The organism is Brumicola blandensis (genome assembly GCF_031846165.1).
Classification (GTDB): Bacteria; Pseudomonadota; Gammaproteobacteria; order Enterobacterales; family Alteromonadaceae; genus Glaciecola; species Glaciecola blandensis.
The window spans coordinates 395,201-419,707 of record NZ_JAVRIE010000003.1 but is presented as its reverse complement, the minus strand read 5'-3'; the positions used below and the strand labels follow the sequence as shown (position 1 = coordinate 419,707).

Below are 24,507 nucleotides of genomic sequence, written 5' to 3'. Positions count from 1 at the left end.
AAATCGCATCAAAGAATCTGTTACTTTGGCACGCTAAGATCGACAATCTCACGATCTAAGACAGTCAATTGCTCACGCAATGTCTCTGCATCACCAACAACAATAATATCCATTGAGTCAGTATCTAACCAACGAGCAGCCAATTTATTGAGTTCTTCAGTCGTCACTTTGTTAATAATGTCTTTTTGACGCTCTCGATACTCTTTATCTAAGTCGTAACCGAGCATACGGATCAAAATACCCGCTTTACGCGTCGGTGTTTCAGAACTAAGCGCATCTCGTTGAGTGTAGGCTTTTTTCATTAATTCAAGTTCTTCTTCGGTCATTCCTGACTTTTGATACTCAGAAATTTCACTTAAAAACTCTTGAATACTGGCGACAGTATGTTGACCAGCAACATCAGCCCCGGCAGAGAAAGTACCGGTAAGTTTACCACCACTAAAGCCACTTCGAGCGCCATAGGTATACCCTTTATCTTCGCGAAGATTCAAGTTGATACGACTATTGAACATGCCACCTAGAGGGAAGTTCATCAATCTCGATTTAAAGTACTCGCCTTCAGCGTCATACACCATTGCATGCTTAACAATCGATATTACTGATTGAACGCCACCTGGATTGTCCACTAAATAAATCTTACCTTTTTCTGGCGCATCAAATTCCCCAAAACTAGGTAACTCATAGGGTTTAGCTTCCCACGAAGCAAGCAACTTTGTTGCTTCTAGTGCTTGCGCTTTGGAAATATCACCTACAACCACCATATCGACTAAATTCGGTCGATAATAAGCATCATAATAGGCTTTCAAATCATCTACAGTAATTGATTCAACACTGGCAGTTGTGCCACCTTCAGGCTGACCTAAGATAGTATCTTCGCCATACAAAACAAGAGCACGTGCTCGACTTGCCAGCGCTGACGGGTTCTTAAGTACTTGTTGTAAGCCCTGTAAAGTATTTTGTTTCAGACGAGTGAAGTCTTCTTCTTTAAAACCGGGAGAGAAAAGCTTTTCTTTCAAAATAACTAATGTTTCATCTAGGTTTTTACTGAGTGAAGTCACGTACACATTTGTGTAGCGACCAGAAGACGTAAAGGTAATACGACTACCCAACAACGCTAAACGATTAGCTAGCTCTTCATTACTAGAAAGGGCTGTAGACTCATTCATCATTTGAGCAGTCATTGACGCTACACCTGGCTTGCTAGGAGAATCTAGTAACGTGCCTCCCTCCATCGCAATATTGATAAATACAGTAGGCGTTTCTTTTGTATCTACACCTAATATCTCGATGCCATTATCTAAGTTGTGCTTCCAAAAGTCTGGAATCCCTACGATTGGGTTCACACCAGCGCTTGGCTGAATACTGCGGTCAAAGTCATCTTTAATGACGGCTTGTTTAATATCCGCTTGTTCGCCTGTTTGTGCTTCAAAATTGCGCTCAGGTAAGGTGAAGTTCTGCTCTGCAACAGCAAGTTGTGCTTGTCCTTTTGGTACAATGCTCAGTACAACTGCTGGTTTGTTTTTAACATATTGATTATAAACTCGCATTACATCTTCTTTTGTCACAGCATTATATCGCTCGATATCGGCTTGAATACCGTCGGGCTCATTGCTAAATATTTCACCGCTCGCTAATTGGCGAACCTTTCCTGCAACACTTTGCAAGCCAAAAATGGTGTTACTTTCGATGCTCGCTTTAGTGCGTTGTAAATCATCGTCTTGCACGCCGCGCTCTTCAAATTCAACCAATGTCTCATCAATGATTGTCTGCATTTGTTTAAGGCTTTGTACTTTCTGAGGGTTAACAAGAGAAAGTAAGGTAAATTCACAGGCTAATTCACGACATGGATGCGACGCGAATGCTTGAATCGCTAAGCCATTCTTTACCATATTCTTGTATAATAACGACGTTTTCCCACCGCCAAGAATATCCGCTAACACGTCAAGCGGTGCTTCATCTGGATGCTTCGCATATACCGTTGGCATAGTGATTTGTAGTAACGGCAAGTGCACTTTATCTTCTAAAGTGATGTAACGCGTCTCAGCCAGTTTTGCTGGTGCTTTTTCAGCTTTTGTTACTTCAGGGCCGCGAGGGATGCTACCAAAGTATTTTTCGACCCATGCTTTCGTTTCAGCTTTATCAATTGCCCCGCCGATAGTGAGCACGGCATTATTTGGTCCGTACCATTTTTGGAAGAATTTTTTTAGGTCATTCACATTAACACGGTCAAGATCTTCTACATAACCAATTGTTGACCAAGAATAAGGATGTCCAACAGGGTAAAGTGCTTCACCCGTTCTCTCAAAGCGCAAACCATAAGGTTGATTATCGACACGCTGACCACGTTCGTTTTTAACGGTTTCACGTTGATTTTCAAACTTCTCTTGAGTTACGGCATCTAACAAGAAACCCATTCGGTCTGCTTCTAACCAAAGTACTTTTTCAAGTTGATTTACTGGGACAGTCTGATAATAGTTAGTGATATCACTATTTGTAGAACCATTCATTGTACCACCGGCTTCGGTCACAATTTTAAAGTGCTCTTCATCTGCCACATTTTCAGAGCCTTGAAACATCATATGTTCGAAGAAGTGTGCAAAGCCTGAACGTCCCAGTTCTTCTCTTGCGGAACCAACATGGTAAGTGATGTTCACTTCAACCAAAGGATCAGAATCGTCTTGATGAAGAACAACTGTTAAGCCATTGTCTAATTCATATTTTTCATATGGGATAGTTGAGCCAGATAAGCCAGTTTCAAGTTGTTCTTGATCCTTATCGGCTGTGCTACATGCCCCGAGTACGATGACTGATGCAGCAACTGCGCTCAGTGCAAGATTTCTTTTTAGATTTTTAATCATTGTTAACCTGTTTTTAATTATTATAAAGCGGTATTCTTTCGCCGTTCTCTCGTCTTGCAGAGTTTAAAAAACCCCTACTTGGTACTATAACCTTGAATATTGCTAAGCTCCAATATGAACGAAAATAAAAGTGTAAACAGATAATTCAGCTTGTTTACACTAGGCATATTACATTAGTATGCCTACAAGCCATTAACGAACTAACGTCTGGACCTAACTATGTCATCAAACCTTCCACTTCTTAACTACGATTTTGCCCTTAACCAATTGGGTGGAAATGAAAGTTTGTTAAGCAAGATGCTGGGGAAGTTTTCAAATGAATTTGAGTCAGTGTCAAGCGAGTTAGCAGAACTGCTTGCCTCTGGAGATATAAAAAGCGCTAAGATGCGCGTTCACACGATTAAAGGGATCAGTGGCAACTTAGGCCTACAAGCATTGTATGAATGTGCAACAAAGTTCGACGCTCAGCTAAGAGAAGATAATTACCAAGAAGATATGTTTCAACATTTCAGCGCCTTAGTCGAACAAACCTGTGCTCAAATACAAGAACGTGAACAAATCAAGGCGCCTGCAAAAACACTTGTTTCACCTACTCTTTCTCTCGAGACCAGTAAATTGGAACTGACGAGAAAACTCGAACGCAATGAATTTATCGATGATGATACCTTAATTAATCTTGTATCTGGTTTATCCATGAGCGAAGAGAAAAGTAAAGAATTGATCGATTTGATTGAAGAGTTGCAATATCAAGACGCGCTGAATTTAGTCTCTGCTCAATAATTAATTTCGCAACAACATGCTAAGCCTAGTCTTTGAGCATACCGATTTCTTAGTCGTTAATAAACCGACCGGAATGCCTATGCATGACGCACAAAATGGTATAATTCCCAGTGCGCAAGTTATCTTTGGCGTGAGTAAGCTATGGCTTGTGCATCGTTTAGATGACGCAACTTCTGGCTGTATGATACTTGCGAAGAGCCAACAAGCTGCGAGTGCCCTATCTCAATTATTCGAGCGTAGAGAAATACAAAAATATTATCTTGCTATCAGCGATAAAAAGCCGAAGAAGAAACAAGGTAAAATTATAGGTGATATGCAAAAGGCAAGAAATGGTAACTATAAACTGACGCAAAGCAGAGTAAAGCCAGCAATTAGCCAGTTTTTTAGTTTTCCCTTACATCCATTGCCACTCGCTTCTGAAAATGACACCTCTGCAAATGGCGCTAATTCAAATGACAGCTTCCCAAAAGGCTTGCGGCTATTTATGGTCAAACCGCTCACTGGCAAAACGCATCAAATACGCGTGGCTTTGAAGTCACTCGGTAGCCCGATCTTAGGCGATCAGCGTTACTCTAGTAGTCAAGCAGATAGGCTTTATTTGCACAGCTATGGCTTATCATTTAGATATCAATCTGAACATTTTCAATTATCGGCATTACCGCTAGCGGGATCTTTGTTTGAATCCACGATAATGCAGCAGTGCTTTGCACGCTGCGGTCAACCATGGGAGCTTAAATGGCCCTAACTTTTAAAAGAAGTATCATTATGGTGCGCTTAGCATGAAAGTTGGCATTATTGGACGTGGTGCGATAGGCGTATGCCTTGCTTCTTATTTGAGTAAACAAAACCAAATGCAAACGGTTTTATTTATCCGCGATACCTATGAGCCCATTTCACCTCTATATCTCCAACAGGTAGACGGTGTCGACATTGCGATCACCGCGCCGCAAGTAAACTTGAATGCGGAAACACTGAAAGATATCGATTTGCTCATCTTACCCATCAAGCATTACCAAGTGGAAACCACCCTACTGGCGCTGCAAGGAAAACTGTCTCATCATACGACGGTTTTGCTCTTGCACAACGGTATGGGTACTCAAGCACTCATTGAAAAGCACCTACCAAATACCCCATATTTGATCGGAATTACCACGGATGCTGCTTATCAGGTATCAGCTAACCGTTTTCATCAAGTCGCCTGCGGAAAGTTAGAGATAGGCTGCCCCATACAAACTTCTGAAATCGATTCAAGAAATGTGTCGACACGATCAATGACCGAATTAATGAAGTTACACCCGCGGTTGACGTGGAGAGAAGACATTGAATACGCTCAATATCAAAAACTTGCTATAAATGCTGCGATAAACCCGCTAAGTGCAACTAAAAACTGCAAAAATGGTCAAGTTAAACACTTTAAAGATGAACTAAAACAAATTAAGAGCGAAATATTTGATCTTTATGAATTTATGAATCTTCCAATTGATAATCATGAACTTTCGCAGCAAATAGACGATGTTATCGACTTAACAAAGAATAACTACTCATCAATGCATCAGGATTTTAATAAAAATCGACAAACTGAAGTTGATGGGATCCTCGGCTTTTTGCTATTAAAAGGCGAAGAAACAGGAATGAAGCTACCGTTTATTGAGAGCCTCTATCAACAAATAGTCTCAAGTGGCTCAGCATGAATCCGGCAATGTTTATCGCAACACCTCGATAAAACTTGCACTATTATTTAAACAAAAAAAAGCGCCCTGAAGGCGCTTCTTTGATATTTAACTATGTTGCTACTTGCGTTTCTTGTTTACTGCTCTTGGCTTTGCGGCTTCATATGCGGGAACAAGATAACGTCTTTGATCGTCGGGCTGTCAGTGAATAGCATGACTAAGCGGTCGATACCAATTCCTTCACCAGCTGTAGGCGGTAAGCCATACTCTAAGGCAGTAATATAGTCTTCGTCAAAGTGCATAGCTTCATCATCACCGGCATCTTTCTCTTCAACTTGTTTTTTGAAACGGCTTGCTTGATCTTCAGAATCATTAAGCTCAGAGAAGCCATTTGCCAACTCACGTCCACCGACGAAAAATTCAAAGCGGTCAGTAACGAAGGGGTCTTCATCATTGCGTCGAGCCAATGGAGACACTTCCCAAGGGTATTGCGTGATAAAAGTGGGTTGGTCGAGTTGTTCTTCTGCCGTTGCCTCGAAAATCTCGCACAAGTACTTGCCTGGCCCCCAAATACCATCAACTTCAGGCTCTTTAATATGTAGTTGCTTGGCCATTGCTTTAAGTTCATCTAAGTGGTTCTCAGGATCGTTTATCGCAGCAGCATTTGCATCAGGCCAGTATTTCAAAACGGCATCACCCATGCTTAAACGCTGAAAAGGTTGTCCGAAGTCATACTCTTTCGTTTCAATGACCTCGCCTTCTGCATTTTTAACAGTATTAGTGATAACACTTGTACCCATAACGGTCTCAGCCAAATGACGTAACATTTCTTCTGTTAAGTTCATTAGGTCATTATAGTCGGCGTAAGCTTGATAGAACTCAAGCATCGTGAATTCTGGGTTGTGGCGCGTCGACAAACCTTCGTTGCGGAAGTTTCGGTTAATTTCAAACACTCGCTCAAAACCGCCAACGACTAAACGTTTTAAATACAGCTCAGGTGCAATACGCAAGTACATATCGATATCAAGGGCGTTATGGTGAGTCACGAAAGGTTTTGCAGTCGCACCGCCGGGGATAACTTGTAACATCGGTGTTTCAACTTCCATGAACTGGCGATCAGCTAGAAAATTACGGATGCCATTGACTATTTGGCTACGTACTTTGAAAGTGTTTCGAGTATCAGGATTAGTGATCAGGTCAACATAACGTTGGCGATATTTAGTTTCTTGATCAGCCAAACCATGGAACTTCTCAGGTAAAGGTCTAAGTGCTTTAGTTAATAGTTGATACTGATCCATATTGACATACAAGTCGCCTTTACCGGATTTATGTAGATCGCCACTCACTCCAATAATGTCACCGATGTCTAAAGAACCGTATTTCTCTTTAATGTCTTTCTGGATGTCTTTTGCTGCATATGACTGGATCTGACCGGTCATGTCTTGTAAGAGCAAAAAAGGTCCTCGTTTCGCCATGATGCGACCAGCGATACTCACCTTGTTTGCTTCAGAAGCCAAGGTTTCCTTGTCTTTATCACCAAATTTAGCTTGTAAGTCTTGTGCGTAATGCTCGCGGTCAAATTGATTTGGGAAGCCATTTGATGGGCAATTTTCACGGATTTGCGCTAATTTTCCTCTACGCTCCGCAATCAATTTATTTTCATCTTGCTGATGGTCACTCATGTGTTGTCCTGTTAATGCTAATAGTTTACAAACCAGACTTGAGGCTGGCTTCAATAAATTTGTCTAAATCACCGTCTAAGACGGCTTGAGTATTACGCGTTTCAACGCCTGTGCGAAGATCCTTTATTCTGGAATCATCAAGAACATAAGACCTAATTTGACTACCCCACCCTATGTCAGACTTACCGTCTTCTAGGGCTTGTTTCTCGGCATTTTGTTTTTGTAGCTCATACTCGTACAATTTCGCCTTCAACTGCTTAAATGCCTGATCTTTGTTCTTATGCTGAGACCGGTCATTTTGGCATTGCACGACAATGTTTGTCGGTAAATGCGTAATACGCACAGCTGAATCGGTTCTATTGACGTGCTGACCACCAGCACCGGACGCTCGATAGGTGTCAATGCGTAGGTCTGCCGGATTAATATCTATTTCGATATCATCGCTCACTTCAGGGTAGGCAAATGCCGATGCGAATGACGTGTGGCGACGATTACCAGAGTCAAAAGGAGACTTCCTCACTAAGCGATGCACGCCAGTTTCTGTTCGCAGCCAACCAAATGCATATTCGCCGCCAAAGCGAATCGTTGCACTTTTAATCCCCGCGACGTCTCCATCGGATACCTCAATCAACTCTGTCTTAAAACCGTGCTCTTCGCCCCAGCGCAAATACATGCGCAGCAACATATTAGCCCAATCTTGCGCCTCAGTGCCGCCAGAACCGGATTGAATATCTAAATACGCGTCGTTGCTATCGTTCGGACCAGCAAACATACGTCTAAATTCAAGGACTTCAAGCGACTTTACTAGCTCAGCTAACTCGGTCTCAGCCTCAGTAAGCGTATCTGCGTCCTCGGCTTCAACAGCCAATTCTACCAGGCCTTCAACATCCTCGACGCCTTGCTCTAAATTTTGAATGGTCACAACCACTTCTTCTAAGGCAACTTTTTCTTTGCCTAAACCTTGTGCTTGCTCTGGATTATTCCATACATCGGGGCTTTCTAATTCTCGAGAAACCTCTTCCAACCTTTCCATTTTAAGGTCGAAGTCAAAGGTACCCCCTAAGCGAATTCGTTCTTTCACGAACATCAGCAATGGCGGTTTGAATAGGATTTAGTTCAAACATAAGTTCCAAAAAGTAGCTTAAAAATCAATGCGGGAATATTACAGAAATTTGCGCAGGTTTAATAGACGAAAGTCCTCGGAATTCAGATGAAAACCGAGGTATTATTTATTTTTTTGACTGTAAAACAGCTTCGGCCAATGAGCGGCCAATGTTGTGCAGGTTTTTAATCGTTTTTTCATCGCTGACAACGTTGTTGTCGTTCACCAACTTATTAACGCCACTGACGGCTAGTTGATTAGGCAATACGTTAATACCGATGTTGCCTAGAAGCATTCTTAAGGGAACAAGTCCTCTAATACCGCCCAAGCCACCGGGTGATGCAGCAATAATCGCAGCGTATTTTCCGCGGAAAGCTTGTAATGGCTTTTCACCCTCTTCCATTCGAGACGCCCAATCAATCGCATTTTTAAGAACCGCACTATAGCCGCTGTTATATTCTGGACTCGCTATTAAAAAGGCATCGTGACTCATTAATAGTTGCTTAAATTTCGTCGCGTTTTCTGGCATGCCAGACTCAGCTTCTAAATCCTCATTGAACAAGGGCATATTGAATTCTGACATATCAATTGTAGTGACTTCTACGCCTTCTATCTCAGCGCCTTCAGCTGCACACTTTGCAATGCTAAAGTTAAATGAACCCTTTCGAGCGCTTCCTGAAAATGCTAGTAGTTTTACCATGGTATCCTCTGTCGTGGGGCAGTCTCACCACCCCAACTTTATTATCTGAACAAATTGGTACGCATATTATGATTTATTGTTCACCACAACATGCACACTGACACTTCTGTACTGTTCAAAATGCCAATGGGCCTGATGTTTACATCGCATCCAAAGTTTGAATACCTAAAATTTCCAAACCTGTTTCTAATGTTCTGGCAGCCAAACTTGCTAAACCTAAGCGACTTGCGCGATTCTCTTCTGAAACATCAGACTTCAAGATTGGATTAGCCTCGTAAAAACGCATGAATGCACTAGCGACTTCATATAAGTATGTACACATCAAATGTGGCGTAGCTTCTTTTGCAACGGCTTCTAACACTTCGTCAAACTGCATCATTTTTACCACCAGATCGTGCTCTTGAGCTGATTCAACGGTTACCTTAGCGCGGAAAGCATTCAGGTCTTCGTTCGCATTTCGAAAAATACTTTTCACTCGAGTGACAGCATACTGCAAATACGGGGCGGTGTTACCTTCGAAACTCAACATTGTATCCCAGTCGAAGATGTAGTCGGTTGTTCTGTTTTTGCTTAAATCAGCATACTTAACAGCACCAATTCCGACGGTCTTTGCAACATCAGCCTTGTCCGCAGCGCTCAAGTTTGACTCTCGTTGATTAATCAGCACACCCGCTCGCTCGATCGCTTCGTCGAGCAAATCAGAGAGTTTAATTGTTTCACCAGAACGCGTCTTGAATGGTTTGCTATCTTTACCTAACATCATGCCAAATGGACAATGTTCGTAGCTTTCATCTTCACGTAAGTAGGCGGCTTTCCGCGCAACAATTTCTGTCTGCTTAAAATGCAAGGCTTGACGCGCATCTGTGAATATTAAGGTGCGATCTGCTTTCAATTGCTTCGAACGGTAGCGAATTGCAGCCAAATCAGTTGTTGCATAAAGATAACCACCGCCCGACTTTTGTACGATATACACAGCGGGATCACCGTCTTTGTTGGCCAGTTCGGGAATAAACACAACTTTGGCCCCTTGGTCTTCCACCGCTATATTTCTTTCACTTAGGTCTGCAATCACATGCGGAAGATCGGGGTTGTATGCGCTCTCGCCCATGACATCGTCGCGACTGAGGCGTACATTAAGTTTCTGATAAACTTCTTCGCTGTGTTGAATACTGATATCAATGAATTGTTGCCATAAACCTAGGCACTGCTCGTCACCGCTTTGTAATTTAACGACAAACTCTCTTGCACGGTCAGCAAAGCCATCTTCGTTATCGAATCTCACTTTTGCTGCACGGTAAAAGTCTTCCAGGTCTGATAGCGCCGTTTCGGCAACCGATGACTTGTTAAGTTGATCACTCAAGTGGGCCAGAAGCATCCCAAACTGTGTTCCCCAGTCACCCATGTGGTTCTGACGAATAACATCATGGCCTAAAAACTCAAGTACGTTGACAACCGCATCACCGATAATGGTGCTACGTAAATGTCCCACATGCATTTCCTTGGCTAGGTTTGGTGACGAATAATCAACAACAACGCGCTGTGTCGGCTGCTTCTCTACTGTTAATTGAGCATCCGCTAGGGCTAGTTCACACCAGTGTGATAACCAGTCGTTCTTAAGGTGAATGTTTATGAAGCCGGGACCCGCTATCTCTAATTTTTCAGCAAGGTCTTGCAACTCAACATGCTTGAGTATTTCTTCTGCAATATCTCGTGGCTTCTGTTTAAGCTTCTTTGCCAGCGCCATTGCACCATTGAACTGATACTCACCGAAATCAGGACGAGTACTGCGGCTTATCGGGATAGGCGCATCTTCAATGCCCATCGCTTGGATTGCTTGTGAAAATCTCGCACTGAGTAAATGATGAATGTTCATTGCTATAAAGCCCTAGTGTTCTCGTGTTGTTTTAAATTCAATATCTGGGTGACGCTCTTGCGCTAAGGATAAATTGACCATTGTTGGAGCAACATAGGTTAAGTTATCGCCGCCATCGAGTGCTAAATTTGCTTCTGCTTTACGTCTAAATTCGTCCAGTTTCTTAGCGTCCTTACAATAAACCCAGCGAGCTGTCGCCACTGCAATTCCTTCGTAAATAGCGTCTACATTGTACTCCGCTTTTAAACGGGCAACGACCACGTCAAACTGCAGCACACCCACTGCTCCTACTATTAAATCGTTATTTTGTAAGGGACGGAATACCTGCACGGCACCTTCCTCAGACAATTGAATTAAACCTTTCTGCAGTTGTTTTTGTTTCAATGGATCTTTTAAGCGGATACGTTTAAATAACTCTGGAGCAAAGTTAGGTATCCCGGTGAAACGATACTTGTCACCTGAGGTAAATGTATCACCAATTCGAATTGAGCCATGATTGTGCAGGCCGATAATGTCACCCGCATAGGCGTCTTGCAACAAAGAGCGGTCACCGGCAAGAAAGGTCACAGCGTCTGCAACTCGAATATCTTTGCCAATGCGTGTGTGGTGCATCTTCATCCCTTTTTCATACTTGCCAGAAACGACACGACAGAATGCAATCCTGTCTCTATGTTTAGGGTCCATGTTTGCTTGAATTTTAAATACAAAACCACTGAACTTTGAATCTTGGCTTTCTACTCTGCCTTCGTCGTGTTCTCTGCCTTGTGGCTTTGGTGCCCATTCCACTAAACCATCGAGCATGTGATCAACACCAAAGTTACCCAATGCCGTACCAAAATACACTGGCGTTAGCTCACCGGCTAAGAAAGCCTCTAACTCGAATTCATGCGACGCACCTTGAACCAGTTCTAGCATGTCTCTTAGCTCATCGGCATAACTACCAATGGCTGTATCTAACTCAGGATTATGTAAGCCTTTGATAATTTTCGTTTCTTGTATGGTGTGGCCTTGACCACTTTTATACAAAATTGTTTCGTCTCTCAACAGATGGTAAACACCTTTGAACTCTTTACCCATGCCTATTGGCCACGTAATTGGAGCACATTTTATCTTGAGTATATCTTCAACTTCATCAAGCAACTCAATAGGATCACGAGTATCCCGATCAAGTTTGTTCATGAAGGTGATTATTGGTGTATCTCTGAGTCGCGTGACTTCCATCAATTTGATCGTTCTTGCTTCTACACCTTTTGCAGCATCAATCACCATCAAACACGAATCTACAGCGGTTAGTGTGCGGTAAGTGTCTTCAGAGAAGTCTTCGTGCCCTGGAGTATCGAGGAGATTAACAAGGTGCTCTCGATAAGGGAATTGCATCACAGATGTAGTAACAGAAATACCACGTTCTTTTTCCATCTCCATCCAATCAGATTTTGCATGCTGGCCGGACTTTTTACCTTTAACGGTACCTGCTGTTTGTAAAGCATTCCCAAACAACAACACTTTTTCTGTGATAGTGGTTTTACCGGCGTCGGGGTGAGAGATGATTGCGAAGGTTCTGCGCTTCTCTATTTCACTCTGATAGGTCATGATGTCTCATTTAATGGCACGAATTCAAGGGCGCGAATTGTACCCTCTTCTGAGGCGTTTTTGAATGCTAAAAAGCAATTAGAGTCTGTTTATGTAAATCTACAAGACTTTTTTCATGATGTAGGCATTTTCTCGAGTTGGCGGGTTTTTATCTGTTTTCTTTGTCTCTACACCGTGACTCACATCAACTGCAGTATCATAATAGTTTTTACGCTCGCCTATCAATTCAAACCCTAAGGCACGGTAAAGGTTAATCGCCTTTTTGTTTGAGTAACGAACTTCTAACAAAATGGATTTTTGTTTCATTTCCGCCGCTTTAAGAAAAGAAACTTCCATGAGTTTACGACCAATTCCTTTATTGCGATGAGCTAGGTCAACGGTAATATCCTCGAAGGTAAACTCATCCAAAACACTACTCAACAAAATATAACCGACCACCATCTTATTTTCCTTCGCTACGAGCGAAAGTCCATTCATTGCTGACTGATGAAAGGTTGTGAAAGACCAAGGGTTAATCCTGGCCGTTTTAAATATTGAATAGGCAATGGCAACGTCATCTTCTTTAAAAGCCGAGACGGTGATCATTTAACGTCTCTTCGGAGGTGCTGTATGGCCAGCCAAAGGGTCTTTTTCATTGCAGGGCTTTGCATCTGCTTTAATTGTGGAGTCACTAGCACATTGTCTGATAAGGCAATGTGGGGAGCGTCTTCTATAAACCATTGTAGATTCGCATCTTGCAGTGAACCAAAACCAATGGCTTCAAGCACTTTTTGAACAAAAGGAGAATTTTCATCCACACGCTCAGGATCTTGTTTTACTTGAGTTTCAGTAACAGGTTCTTTTTCATCGATTAATGGCTCTTCAGCCGATTGCGCTTCAAGCGTTCGAACAAAAAGAGGGATGGACATGGCTTGTAACACAGCTTGTTGGTATTCAGTCGTCATGTAAAATGCCGTTACCTAGATTACCTATTTGGCTATAGCATAGACAATTAAGATGCGAGTTTACAGTTTTTTAAACGCGCGGTCACATGCTGGAGTCAATTATGGATAAGTGGCAGGGGTGGAGGGACTCGAACCCCCAACCATCGGTTTTGGAGACCGCTGTTCTACCAATTCGAACTACACCCCTGAAGTGCCGAGCATTATACGTCTAGGAAAAAAAAAGAAAAGAATTTTATGCATAATTATCGGAACAGACAAACAAGTGATTATTTTTTAGGCTGCAAACCTACTGCGTCGTACCATAATTGGTAAGTGAGTTGTAAATATTCACTTTGAATCGCGCATTCTTGATATACATCGTCGATCGCTATTTCATTGTATTTGGCGTAGGCACTCAACAATAAGTCATGCTGTTCTGAGTTAAAATTATTCACTTTCGCACAGGAAAGCAAGTCGAAATAACGATTGCCTATTCCAGCATATTCCCAGTCTAAAATGATTTTAGTCGGCGGACATAAATGCGCCCAAACGAGATCATTATGACAGAAAACCCATGATGATGACTGCTCGTTAGCTTGCTTGTTCCATTTCTCGGTCACTGCGGCAACTTGTTCAATCACAAAACTAGAAGGGCTGGGGATGGACTCAAGATAATTGCGCCATTCTGCAGGCAAATCAATGACCCGAGTATTGACATTAATTTTATGAATTAAAGACATGGACTTCACTAAGGCGTTCACATGCAACTCATCAAAGAATAGAGGAATTTGGCTACGATGCTGTTTAATCCACTGCTCTACATATATGCCGTTATCAGGACATATATACAAAGGCGCTGGAGCTACTTTTTTCTTAGCCAGATGTGCTTGTAATTCAAACCTTTCGAGCCGATCAATATTCGTTGCTTCTTCACCTTCAAAGCATTTTACTAAGAATTCATTTTTTTCATCATTCAGATAAAAAGAGTGGTTAATTGCACCACCGGATAAAGGGTAAAGAAGCGCGTCATCAGACAAACCAAGAGGTTCGCTAAGCAGCGTTAATAGTTCCTCTTTACCCTTTTTCAACTCAGCAACCTTTTATTAAATCCTTACGCCATTGCCACAATCCATAGACAGACATTAAGGTGTAAAAAATCATAAGCAAGCTCGTTGGATACAATCCATTTTGATAGACCAAATAGGCGCTTAAAGGGTTAACGGCTAACCAATAATACCAATTGTCTATTTTCTTGCGAGCAACCATTACTGTTGCAAAAACCGAAAACACCGTTGTACCCGCATCTAAGTATACCCACTCAGAAGTGAACCACTGACTTGCTAACAATGACAGTAACAGTGTAATCAAACAACCAGCGGACAGAATATACAAATGCGACAATAAGGACAAGTGACTTACAGGTAACGAAGGGGCATGGCTCTCTTTACTTGATGACCAACTGACAAAACCAACGACAGCCATCACAACATAGTACACATTTAGCATCATATGGAAGATTAAGGTGGTCTCCCAAAATAAGTACGCATAAATAATGGTACTAATCAAAGCGCAGGGCCAACACAGGATGTTTTGTCTAGAGGCAAATACGACATACAGAATGGACAGAAGCACAGCAATGACCTCTAATGGACTTTGCTGTGCAAACTGCTCTAGCGCCTGCTGAAAAAATTCGTTCAACGTCCAGAGCCCATCTTATCCCCGTTTAAAAACTTACAGACAAAAACGGCTTGTCCCGTTTCAGAGTAGGTGCGTTTCATTTCCCTTCCTAACACCAACATAACATGCTCATACTCGCCACTAATAATAGTGCTAGCTGCAGAGGTGCTGGTATCTAATTGAGAGTCGTCATTTAGACGGTCAATAAAGGCCTGAATGGGGGCAATGTATTTTTCATTTAATGGGTAAAGTGATATATCAACCACAAGTTTCATCATACTCTCCTTTTTAAAAACGGTAAGTAGCTGTAAGACCTAACTGCCTTTCTTGACCAAACTGATAATACGGTTTGGCTGGGAAATAACCGTCTCGAGGATCGTTATTGAAACCACCAAAGCCTCTTGTTAGTACCTCTCTGTCGAATATATTCTTGGCCCATAACTGTACCTCAACATTCTCTGACTGCCAGGTGACATAAGTATTTACCAGAGCAGTGAAAGGTGCTGTTTCATCATGCCCCACAGAAAAGCGGTGCCTATCCTTTCCTTCGAACTCAACTAACCATGATAAAGCATCCGTTAGCGCATAATTACTTGAAGCGTAAAGAGTCCACTTTGGCGCTTGCGCTTGAAACTGTTTTGGTACGAATGTGCCGTCTACCGTCTCATAGTTACCAAAAGTAGCGTCTAAGTAACCTGCGTTTACGCGCATCGTCAAAGCATCATTGATTTGCCATTGGGTTTGCACTTCCATGCCTTTGTTTAAGCCAGTGTCTGCGTTACCGATAACATCGATGAATTCGACTGCTCCGCTACCGTCTTCACGATCTAAGACTGCAAAGTCACTAACCTGCGCGTCTTCACGCTCCATATAGAAAAACGTGAGTGAAAGCTGTCCTTTTACGCCATTGTCGCTTGCTATCTTACCCTTCACTCCTAGCTCGTAGTTCCAGTTATATTCAGGTTCAAATAAGCGATCAGAGTCACCGACTCTTTCATCCGGATTAAATCCGCCAGCTTTATACGATCGTGAGATACTACTGAAAATCGATGCTTGGTTTATACGATATTGTGCACTGACTTTTGCAGCAAAAAGTGTATCGTCTAATGACTCTGAAAATGCGTTGGAATCAAGGTAGTCAGCTTCAAACTGTTCTGCTCTTGCGCCGAAGGTAAGAGAGAGAGGCTCCCCCACTTGCAAACTGTATTCACCATACATGGCTAATGAGTTTGGATCGTAAGTACTAGTGAAATCGGCAGAGGCAAAGGTATATTGACGCAACAATGATTGCTCACTGCTTTGATAGTAAAAACCAATGACCCAAGGCTGTTCCTCAGTAGAAGCAAAGCGAGCATCAAGGCTTTGGTTACTGATGTCTCTGGTGTACTGATCAAATGACGCGTACTCATCAGGATGAAAACCAACAAAGGTCCAATCTTCGTCATAAGCATAGTCTAGCTCAGCTTCGAGTTGAGTTACTGCGATGGAAAATTGGGTATCATCCCAATCATGTATATACTTGACACTGCCCGCTTGGGTATCGGTGCGATCAAATCCGGGTTCGTCTGAACGAGTTAGGTTGTCATTATCAAGTGAAAAAGCGTCATAACCATTGTCTATATCAAAATGATAAAGTTTTAATTCAAGATCAGCGTTGTCTGCCAGACTATAATCTAAGCTGACTTTTGCTGTAAATTCGTCAATATTGTTCGTGTCATCTTTACCCAAAAAGATATTCTCAACGAAACCATCACTCTTCACTTGTTGAATAGCAACACGACCCGTAAGACCCTCTGCGATCTGATCGGAATATGCGCCGCCCCACTTCTGATAGCCAGACTGACCTAACCCCAATTGTACAAAGCCCTCTTGAAAATCAGTGCTTTGATTGCTAACTATTTTAACGATACCTGCTAAACCCGTTGCACCGAAGCCGGTTGACTGTGGGCCTGATAATACTTCAACTTGTTGAACGTCGAATAGGGTTCCTAGGCCACCGATACCTGAAAAGTTAATTTCATCGACAACTAGGGCGACAGAGGGGTTAATAGGTTCTGAAAATTGACTACGCTCACCAATCCCGCGAATTTGAATAAATTTGCCTCTTGATGCCCCACTAGAGAAATTTAAGTTGGGTACAACTGCGATGGCATCTTCTAAATGCGTCGCTTGTCTTAGCTCTAATAAAGACTCGCCCAATACAGCAACGCTCGTGGCTAAATTATCAGGACTCTGTTGACGCAAGTCAGAAGTAACGACAATGCGCTCAATGTCTGCTGAGTCGTCGTCGTTAACTTGTGCATGTGCAATGTTGGAGGTCAATATAGCGCTGAGTAAACACAAAGCAGCAGATGACTTCTTTCGATGTCTTAGATGTAAATAATAAATATTTTTGTTCATTTTAGCTTCTCTTCAATTCCATAGAAAAGAGCCGGTTTTGGAGCAGGTAATTGATGTGTGATACAACCATTCCTACGCCGGTACTAACCGGATCAGGTAAATAAGGGTTTTCTTCCGAATCTCAGCAACCTTAAGTTGCACCCCCTGGTTAAAAACAAATCGCCTAAGCAATTTGCGATGCGATGATATCAACAATAAAGGCTTTGTAAACCTTTTATTAATTCAATTGTTTATAACGCATGCAATATTGATGTGACAGTTTCTACAAGATATTAAGAGACTTCATTTCTTCCTGAGTTTGCGCCACTAAAGCCTCTATCGTTTTGCCGTGTGGCACCGGTAGTTTTGTGTCAGGGTCGACTCTGACGAAAACAATGTCATCTGCCAAGCAAATCGTTTTCTTTGTTGCTTTGTTTCGCACTAAACAGGTCACTGTGATTGAGGTTTTACCGACTTTCTTCGTTGCTAAACCAAACTCAACAATATCCCCTTGCGTTGCAGGTGATTCGAAAGAGATTTCACCGATATGCTTTGTCACTAGGCAATTTGTTTCTAATTGGCAAATAGCGTAGATCGCAGCCTCTTCATCAATCCATTCAAGGGCACGGCCGCCGAACAGAGCATTTGCATAATTGAGGTCATTTGGCATGACTAAACGTCTTGATAAAAAACGCATTTTTTTCCTTATCGAGTTAGAATATAAATAAATAGCTTGTGTATTATAAAGTAGAGCCTAAAGATTGACAGACAATTCATTGAAAACCTGGTTTGAGGAGCGAAAGAGATTCGCTTCGCATAGACAACTTCTAGTGCTGTCTGGCTCCTTAGTTTGGTGCCAGTCTCAGTTAAAAGAGCTCGCGTTACCTGCTTCCTGCTTGTTTATTTCAAAACAAGCGCTTATTGATACTGATAATGAACATAAAGTCATTCAGAATAAACACTACAAACAGTACTTAGGTTATGAATTCTCGTGTGTTATTTACAATGCTTTCGATGGTTTAAAACCTAGCGCTGTACTTGGGCTTGAAGGTACTGTTCAAAAAGGTGGGCTGTTTATTATAGTGTGTCCTGAGCTACAGCATTGGCCTGAATACGAAGCTCAAACGCCAGGTATACAATTTAGCTATGGCGAAAAACATACGCATAGTACATTTATTCAGCGATTTTTGAAGCAAGTTCAGCTTGATAAATCGAGTGCGATATACGCAAAAAACAGTAAGGAAAGTAAACTCCCCTATTGCAAAGCCATCGATGACGTAAAGAGCGCGCCAGTTGAGCAAGAAAAAGTCTCAGGGGCTTGTGTACTAACTCCTCATCAACAAAAAACGAAGCGTGATCATCTTAAAGCCTTACAAGACAATGCCTCTGTTTCTGTTATTACAGCAAAACGAGGACGCGGCAAATCTACCTTGCTAGCACAAATCGCAGCCGACTTATGCTTGGCTAATGCTCAAAGTGAAATCTACATAACTGCGCTCCACCGTTATAATTGTGAGAGAGCAATAAACGAGTTTAGCGCTTATATTAATCAAAACGCAGACCATTCGGGCGCAAACGACGGCAACCTTGCATCGACTAAAATCACATATGTCCCTATCGACCGCCTTACCAGTCTAAATAAACAAGCTTGTTTACTCATAGATGAAGCAGCCTCTCTCCCTCCGGAGCTTCTTCTCGACGTATGTGCTCACTTTGATAAAGTGATAATGGCAAGTACGCAAGTAGGTTATGAAGGCAGTGGCTTAGGTTTTACGTTAAGAGTATTGCCAGCATTAGCAAAAGAAGAATACGCTTGTATTACTAGCCAACTATCCTCTCCTATCAGATGGTATGAAAGCGACGTTTTAGAAGCAAGTTTTGAACAGGCCTTTGCTCCAAGCATAAACTTTAATCAGAATATAAAGGGGACGCTAAACAAAGTTCAAAACAAGGCAGACAATCTGAATGAAGGACTTCAAACGCTCAGGCTAAGCAAACAAGACCTCATAAACAATGAAGAACTGCTACTTTCAGTATTCAGCATTCTGCTTCAAAGTCACTATCAGACGACACCTGATGACTTAATGCGCATGCTAGACGTTAATGATCAGATTGTATTTTTAACAGTATTAAAAGCTGAACAGTCTGAAAATACGCCGATAGAAGCCCTTGCTGCGGCATTGGTGCAAGTCGAAGGTGGCCTACCACATAACCAGTCCGCGCTTATAAATCAAATAGCAAGTGGTGAACGACGCGTTCCGGGACATCTTGTTGCACAAAATCTGTGTACCAGCTATTCAATAGAGACCTTTATGTCACAAGTCTCTTGGCGCATTAGTAGAATCGCAGTACGCCATCAGCATAAAGGATATGGTATTGGCACTTATCTGCTAAATCATCTTGAGCAAAAAGCGAGAGAAGACTCTTCGATAAACAGTTTACAAACATCTTTCGGTGTTACCTCTGAATTAGTTAACTTCTGGTATAAGAGTGATTTTCAGTTTGTTAAAGCCGGAATGAGAGTAGACACCTCAAGCGGAAAACATAGCATTATTATGACAAAGCCTTTAACTAAAGGTTATGAGATGCAACTAAGGGCCTTACTTGAATTACGAGTGCTTCAATTGCAACTCATAGACATTGAAAACGAACCTGCTATTGAGTTTATAAGAGATAAATTAGAAGCCGAGCTTAGTGGCTCCTTACTCGTTGATGACTCCTTACCCGTTGATGACTCCTTACCCGTTGATGACTCCTTACCCGTTAAAAACAGCAGTAAGGCTATTATCCAGCGCCAATTACACGACTTTGTTGAGGGTAAACGAAGCTTTAACTTAAGTATGCCAGCTATATACAGTGCAAATATGCTACTTCTGCGCGCTGACATCACAAGCTCTGAACAAGCAACCTTACAAAATACAATTGAGATCAGCATGGAGACCCTATTCTGTCTTTTAGCAGGCCACATGCCGAAGCAAGAAAAAGGGTTAACATTAGAAGCTATGAGGGAAACGTGTAAACAGTTGCTCACTTTTTTAAAGTAGAAATAAAAAAGCTCCGTTTAAACGGAGCTTTTTTCTGCTTTAGCAATCTACTAAATTCGTATGCCTTTATTCGTCGCTTTGGTTTGGATATAAGGTATCCAAGCGTCTGCATTTTTACGAATCGCGCGGAACGTTTTAGCTTTGTTCGCGGCTAACATGGCAGCTTTGTAATCACCAAGGTAAAAATGCGCTTCAATTAGAGCGTAGTGCACTTTACCTTCGTTTTCTGCATTGTTAACTAATGCTTTATTCAATGCTTCAACCGCACCTTTATAATCACCAGCTGACAATAACATAGAACCTTGACGACGATACAAGTCTGGATCGTTACCCACTTTTGCAGCTTCTCCAAAATACACAGCGGCTTTCTTGAACTCACGCGCTTGGTATAAAGAATTCGCTACACTAGAAAGGTTATCTTTATCTCTTGGTATCAAACCAGACTTAATGTGCTTCTCAACGATTTCAGCCGCTTTATGTGGAATACCATTGACGGCATACAACTGAGCAAACTGTTTATGTTGAGTTGCTGTAGTCAAAAAGCCTTGCATATAAGACAACTCAAACATCGCCAATGCTTTTTGGTACTGCTCTGTAATTTGATAAAACAGACCTAAACGCGTATACCAAGTATCTGAGTCTGGGAAAACGTGAATAGCTGTTTCCATAACATCAATAGCTTCGTTATACATTTTACGTTCATAGTAAGACTGTACTTTTAAAGAGTATGCACCTTCTTTAGGTGGATCCATTAATGCGATCGCTTTATCGGCGGGCGCAATGACCTTCTCCATTTGCTTCATCTCGATATAAGATTTAGCAATTTTTAAATAGGTCAAGCCATCTTCTTTACACGTAAAGTCCATCCACTTATCGAACCAACTCATTGCCACTTCGTAATTGCCTGCCTCATATTCAAGGTCGCCAACTAGCTTCAATAGTGGTGCATGGTCGTTGTCATTAAGTACCTTAGTTTTTACGGCACGCTCAAGATAGTCTTTCGCTTCAGCTCTTTTACCATCTTCTGAAATCAATAACTGACCCAAAAAACGGTCTACCGATGCACGGTCGAAAGGGTCTTTAGCCTCAATTTCATATAGAAGGTCGATAGCTTCTTTCGTTAAGTCTTGGTTATAAGCTTCGAACGCTTTGTTCAGCTTTTTACCCGTTCTTTCGCTCAAGAGTTTGGTCTTAGCAGGTTTGTACCCTGGGCACTGAACCTGCATAGACGATTGAGCCATAGAAAGAGACGAATAAGAACCTAAAACTAGCGCGGAAGTCATTAAGACCGTTGCCTTTAGATTTTTAAATTGCTTCTTCATATTATTGATCCAACTTAAAGTCTAATTGAACTTCAAGACCAAACTGTTTCTGAGCAACGCCGTCAACAATTTTAGGTCTATATTTCCACTTACGTAATGCACGTTTCGCAGAGCGGTCAAAAATACGTTTTGGATCCGCGTCGATTACCTCGACATCCTCAACACCACCTACTTCGTTGATTGTGAAAGATAGTTTTACCCATCCCTCTTTACCATCACGAGATGCTTGAGGCGGATACTCTGGTGGAATACGTACAATAGGTGCTGCGTCACCATCACGCATGGCACCCACACCGCCAATACTTACACCAATGTCACCTGTATCAACACTAGGAAGTGCTAAACTAAAACCAGTATTATCTGGTTCAGCTTGATCAGGCTCCAATGGCTCAACCTTTGGTGGCTCTTGAGGCGGTGGTGGCGGCGGTGGTGGCTTTCTCACGCGAGTATTAACTTCATCGTCAGGCTTTTGCATAACGATGTCGATTACTGGTGGCGGATCAAGCTTTTCTTGAGCCTTACCATCGTTTTCGACCAATTTAGCCATTACGACAAACAGACCAAAAGCAATGGCAGCGCCTAATAATATCGAAATTATCGCTCTTATCATGTTAACTCCTCACCGCTACTGCTACGCGATCAATGCCAGCATCTTTCACTGCATCCATCACTTCAACCACAACACCATGTTTTGCTTTGGAGTCGGCTTGAATGAAAACAACTTCTGAAGGTTGTTCTGCTAGCAATTTTTCAAGGTTCGCTGTGACAGTCTCAACTGATATTTCACGACGGTCCATCCAAATATCACCATCTTCGGTAATCGCGATAAATATATTCGCTTTCTTCTTAAGTACCGCAGTCTCGCCTTCAGGTTTGTTTACTTCCATACCCGCTTGCTTAACAAATACCGTGGTAACGATGAAGAAGATAAGCATGATGAAGACAACGTCCAACATCGGCGTCATGTCGATCTGGGCGTCTTCTTCTTGTTCTCTTACTTTACGACCCATACTAATCTCTCTTAATGATGAGGCAGACTATCGATTAATGTCTCTTTCATCATCTTCGCTTTCGCTTCAAGACGTGAACTGAAAAACAGTCCAGAAAGAGCCGCAACCATTCCAGCCATTGTTGGAATCGTTGCCATCGAAATACCAGCAGCCATTATTCTTGGGTTACCAGTACCTTGTGTTGCCATACTCTCGAATACACCGATCATGCCGGTTACTGTGCCTAACAGTCCTATTAATGGACACATAGCCACTAATGTACGGATAATTAGCATTCTTGCATTCAAAGAATCTGACGCCTGTGAAATCCACGTGTCACGAATTCTATGCGCATACCATGAAGTGGTATCTGTTCTTGCGTCCCAGTCAGCAATAATTTTTTTCTTTACTGATGGAAACACAGAAGTTAAATACCAATAACGCTCAACCATTAAAACCCACATTAGGAAAAGCGCGGCAGCAACGAAATACAACACGTCACCGCCGGTAGCGATAAAGTCCCTGACAGATTCCCATAATCCAATCAGGTACAACATATTAAGCTTTCTCCGTCTCAGCAGCTGCTGCGATGTATCCAGCAGTTTGCTCGTCAAGTACGTGAACTATAGACTTAGCCTTCGCAGCTACGATGCTGTGTACCAAGATTAATGGTAAAGCAGCGATAATACCTTGAGCGGTAGTCACTAGTGCCATTGAGATTGAACCAGCCATGATTCTTGGGTCGCCTGTACCGAACAAAGTAATTTGTTGGAAGGTTTCGATCATACCCAATACCGTACCTAGTAGACCTAGTAACGGTGCAATTGCAGCAAAAATCTTAATGATATTAACGCCAGCATCGATTCTTGGTAGCTCGCGGAGAATCGCTTCATCAAGTTTCAATTCTAGTGTCTCAACATCAGCTTGCTTGTTGTCAGCATACACTGTAAGGATACGGCCAAGCGGGTTTGAAGTATTTGGTGAGTCAACATTCTTAAGTTGTGACTTCATCTTCGCACCAACAGCAGATAGAGTAACAAACTTATACAAACCAATTAAAAGGCCGATAAGAAGCATAGCAGTAATGGTATAGCCCACTTCTTTACCAGCATGATATCTTTCAGACCAAGTCGCTTTTTGCTTGAACAAGTTCAAGATAACGCCACGCGATGGATCCACAAACACTGGCACAAACCCAGACTGTGCAGCTAGTAGGTCTTGTGTAGTATTTACCTGGAAGCTATCTGGCTGACGACCTAGAGGAGTCACTTGACCTTCAGATTCGTCATAGATCAGGTAGCCTTGCTCACCGATTAAGTTGAAGGTACCGATTCGTAAGATAGATTGTTCAGACTTACCACCGTCCAAGTTAGCAACTTCTTTCGTGAAACGGCTTACTTGACCTGATGCAGTCATTTCAGTTTGTAAAGAAACCCAAAGCTTTCTCAATTCTTCAATATTCGGAAGACCTTTGGAGTCACTAGACATTTCTTTCAAGAACTCTTCACGACCTGGGAATTCAGCACTCACGATAGAGGTTGAAATACGACCATACGCGTCAGATGAAGCTTGGCGAACAACACCAAACATTTCACCAAGGTCGCCCTTAGCTTGGTCTAGTTCAATTTCTTTGTCGATAAGCGATTGTTCGTTTGCTGCAAACTGTGCTGCTAAACGGTCGCCACGTTGCTCTTCTGCTCTAAGGTCAGCTTTCGCTTGACGCAGAAGGCCCGCTTGTTGGTCTCTGTTACGCTTAAACTCAGCTTCACGTTGCTGGTTTTCACGCGACTGTGAAGTTGCATTTTGCTCAACCTTCTTCAAAAGGTCTTGCAATGTTGTTGATGTTTGCGCTTGTGCAAAAGACGACATACAGGCAATCGTCGCTGCAGCAACAAGTGTTTTAATTGTTGTTTTCATT

The 24,507-nt window shown here is 42.2% G+C and carries 22 protein-coding genes, 1 tRNA gene and 1 riboswitch; of the genes, 4 read left to right on the top strand and 19 right to left on the bottom strand.

Annotation, left to right across the window (positions count from 1 at the left end):
- Positions 1–20 precede the first annotated feature (20 nt).
- The gene (locus RM544_RS10290) at positions 21–2,858 is read right to left on the bottom strand and encodes a M16 family metallopeptidase (protein WP_311361698.1); all 2,838 of its coding nucleotides are present in this window, start codon (positions 2,856–2,858) and stop codon (positions 21–23) included.
- 219 nt (positions 2,859–3,077) lie between these two features.
- Between RM544_RS10290 and RM544_RS10285 the strand changes: the two genes are divergently transcribed.
- Genes RM544_RS10285 through RM544_RS10275 form a run of 3 tightly spaced genes read left to right on the top strand, consistent with a single transcriptional unit; the run spans position 3,078 to position 5,329 of the window.
- The gene (locus RM544_RS10285; protein WP_311361697.1) at positions 3,078–3,638 is read left to right on the top strand and encodes an Hpt domain-containing protein; all 561 of its coding nucleotides are present in this window, start codon (positions 3,078–3,080) and stop codon (positions 3,636–3,638) included.
- Between the two features lie 16 nt (positions 3,639–3,654).
- Positions 3,655–4,383: a pseudouridine synthase gene (locus RM544_RS10280; protein ID WP_311361696.1), complete on the top strand. Its 729-nt coding sequence runs from the start codon at positions 3,655–3,657 to the stop codon at positions 4,381–4,383.
- A gap of 34 nt (positions 4,384–4,417) precedes the next feature.
- Positions 4,418–5,329 carry a ketopantoate reductase family protein gene (locus RM544_RS10275; protein WP_311361695.1) on the top strand — a complete coding sequence of 304 codons (912 nt, stop codon included), beginning with the start codon at positions 4,418–4,420 and terminating at the stop codon, positions 5,327–5,329.
- Positions 5,330–5,445: 116 nt separating this feature from the next.
- Here RM544_RS10275 and lysS read toward each other — a convergent pair whose 3' ends face one another.
- The 13 genes from lysS to RM544_RS10210 form a co-directional block, all read right to left on the bottom strand.
- Positions 5,446–6,990 carry a lysine--tRNA ligase gene (lysS, locus tag RM544_RS10270; protein ID WP_311361694.1) on the bottom strand — a complete coding sequence of 515 codons (1,545 nt, stop codon included), beginning with the start codon at positions 6,988–6,990 and terminating at the stop codon, positions 5,446–5,448.
- A gap of 25 nt (positions 6,991–7,015) precedes the next feature.
- Positions 7,016–8,114, bottom strand: a protein-coding gene (prfB, locus tag RM544_RS10265; RefSeq protein ID WP_311361693.1) for a peptide chain release factor 2 whose coding sequence is annotated in 2 segments (ribosomal slippage) — positions 7,016–8,038 and positions 8,040–8,114 — 1,098 coding nt in all. Because the reading frame shifts where the segments join, the coding sequence is not laid out codon by codon here.
- 105 nt (positions 8,115–8,219) lie between these two features.
- Positions 8,220–8,792 (bottom strand): NADPH-dependent FMN reductase, encoded by a 573-nt coding sequence (locus RM544_RS10260; RefSeq protein WP_311361692.1) that lies wholly within the window; start codon positions 8,790–8,792, stop codon positions 8,220–8,222.
- 139 nt (positions 8,793–8,931) lie between these two features.
- A complete protein-coding gene (argS, locus tag RM544_RS10255; protein ID WP_311361691.1) occupies positions 8,932–10,665 on the bottom strand; it encodes an arginine--tRNA ligase in 1,734 nt (577 codons plus the stop codon).
- A gap of 12 nt (positions 10,666–10,677) precedes the next feature.
- Complete coding sequence (gene prfC / locus RM544_RS10250; protein ID WP_311361690.1) at positions 10,678–12,255, bottom strand: peptide chain release factor 3; 1,578 nt, start codon at positions 12,253–12,255, stop codon at positions 10,678–10,680.
- 99 nt (positions 12,256–12,354) lie between these two features.
- Positions 12,355–12,840, bottom strand: coding sequence for a GNAT family N-acetyltransferase (locus RM544_RS10245; RefSeq protein ID WP_311361689.1), 486 nt, complete (start codon positions 12,838–12,840; stop codon positions 12,355–12,357).
- Positions 12,837–13,199: a hypothetical protein gene (locus RM544_RS10240; protein WP_311361688.1), complete on the bottom strand. Its 363-nt coding sequence runs from the start codon at positions 13,197–13,199 to the stop codon at positions 12,837–12,839. The genes RM544_RS10245 and RM544_RS10240 overlap by 4 nt, the downstream gene beginning before the upstream one ends.
- 110 nt (positions 13,200–13,309) lie before the next feature.
- A tRNA-Trp gene (locus RM544_RS10235) sits at positions 13,310–13,386 on the bottom strand.
- A gap of 79 nt (positions 13,387–13,465) precedes the next feature.
- Positions 13,466–14,266 carry a phosphotransferase gene (locus RM544_RS10230; RefSeq protein WP_311361687.1) on the bottom strand — a complete coding sequence of 267 codons (801 nt, stop codon included), beginning with the start codon at positions 14,264–14,266 and terminating at the stop codon, positions 13,466–13,468.
- A 1-nt stretch (position 14,267) separates the two neighbouring features.
- Positions 14,268–14,876, bottom strand: coding sequence for a nicotinamide riboside transporter PnuC (pnuC, locus tag RM544_RS10225; RefSeq protein ID WP_311361686.1), 609 nt, complete (start codon positions 14,874–14,876; stop codon positions 14,268–14,270).
- A complete protein-coding gene (locus RM544_RS10220; protein ID WP_311361748.1) occupies positions 14,873–15,130 on the bottom strand; it encodes a YkoF family thiamine/hydroxymethylpyrimidine-binding protein in 258 nt (85 codons plus the stop codon). Before RM544_RS10220 ends, pnuC begins: the two co-directional genes overlap by 4 nt.
- Before the next feature lie 13 nt (positions 15,131–15,143).
- Positions 15,144–17,255 carry a TonB-dependent receptor gene (locus tag RM544_RS10215; protein ID WP_311361685.1) on the bottom strand — a complete coding sequence of 704 codons (2,112 nt, stop codon included), beginning with the start codon at positions 17,253–17,255 and terminating at the stop codon, positions 15,144–15,146.
- 52 nt (positions 17,256–17,307) lie between these two features.
- A riboswitch (TPP riboswitch) is annotated at positions 17,308–17,410 on the bottom strand.
- A gap of 107 nt (positions 17,411–17,517) precedes the next feature.
- Entirely contained in the window at positions 17,518–17,931 is a 414-nt protein-coding gene (locus RM544_RS10210; RefSeq protein WP_311361684.1) for an acyl-CoA thioesterase, read from the bottom strand.
- Positions 17,932–17,995: 64 nt separating this feature from the next.
- On the opposite strand from RM544_RS10210, the gene RM544_RS10205 reads away from it, so the two are divergent.
- Positions 17,996–20,278, top strand: a complete 2,283-nt coding sequence (locus tag RM544_RS10205) for a GNAT family N-acetyltransferase (RefSeq protein WP_311361683.1) — start codon at positions 17,996–17,998, stop codon at positions 20,276–20,278.
- A 50-nt stretch (positions 20,279–20,328) separates the two neighbouring features.
- On the opposite strand, the gene RM544_RS10200 is transcribed toward RM544_RS10205, so the two are convergent.
- From RM544_RS10200 to RM544_RS10180, 5 genes are read right to left on the bottom strand one after another with little or no spacing between them, the layout of a single operon-like run.
- Positions 20,329–21,600, bottom strand: coding sequence for a tetratricopeptide repeat protein (locus RM544_RS10200; RefSeq protein WP_311361682.1), 1,272 nt, complete (start codon positions 21,598–21,600; stop codon positions 20,329–20,331).
- A gap of 1 nt (position 21,601) precedes the next feature.
- Positions 21,602–22,210, bottom strand: coding sequence for an energy transducer TonB (locus RM544_RS10195; protein ID WP_311361681.1), 609 nt, complete (start codon positions 22,208–22,210; stop codon positions 21,602–21,604).
- A 1-nt stretch (position 22,211) separates the two neighbouring features.
- A complete protein-coding gene (locus RM544_RS10190) occupies positions 22,212–22,610 on the bottom strand; it encodes an ExbD/TolR family protein (RefSeq protein WP_311361680.1) in 399 nt (132 codons plus the stop codon).
- An 11-nt stretch (positions 22,611–22,621) separates the two neighbouring features.
- Complete coding sequence (locus RM544_RS10185; RefSeq protein ID WP_311361679.1) at positions 22,622–23,146, bottom strand: MotA/TolQ/ExbB proton channel family protein; 525 nt, start codon at positions 23,144–23,146, stop codon at positions 22,622–22,624.
- Position 23,147: 1 nt separating this feature from the next.
- Positions 23,148–24,506 (bottom strand): MotA/TolQ/ExbB proton channel family protein, encoded by a 1,359-nt coding sequence (locus RM544_RS10180; protein WP_311361678.1) that lies wholly within the window; start codon positions 24,504–24,506, stop codon positions 23,148–23,150.
- Between the last annotated feature and the right edge of the window lies 1 nt (position 24,507).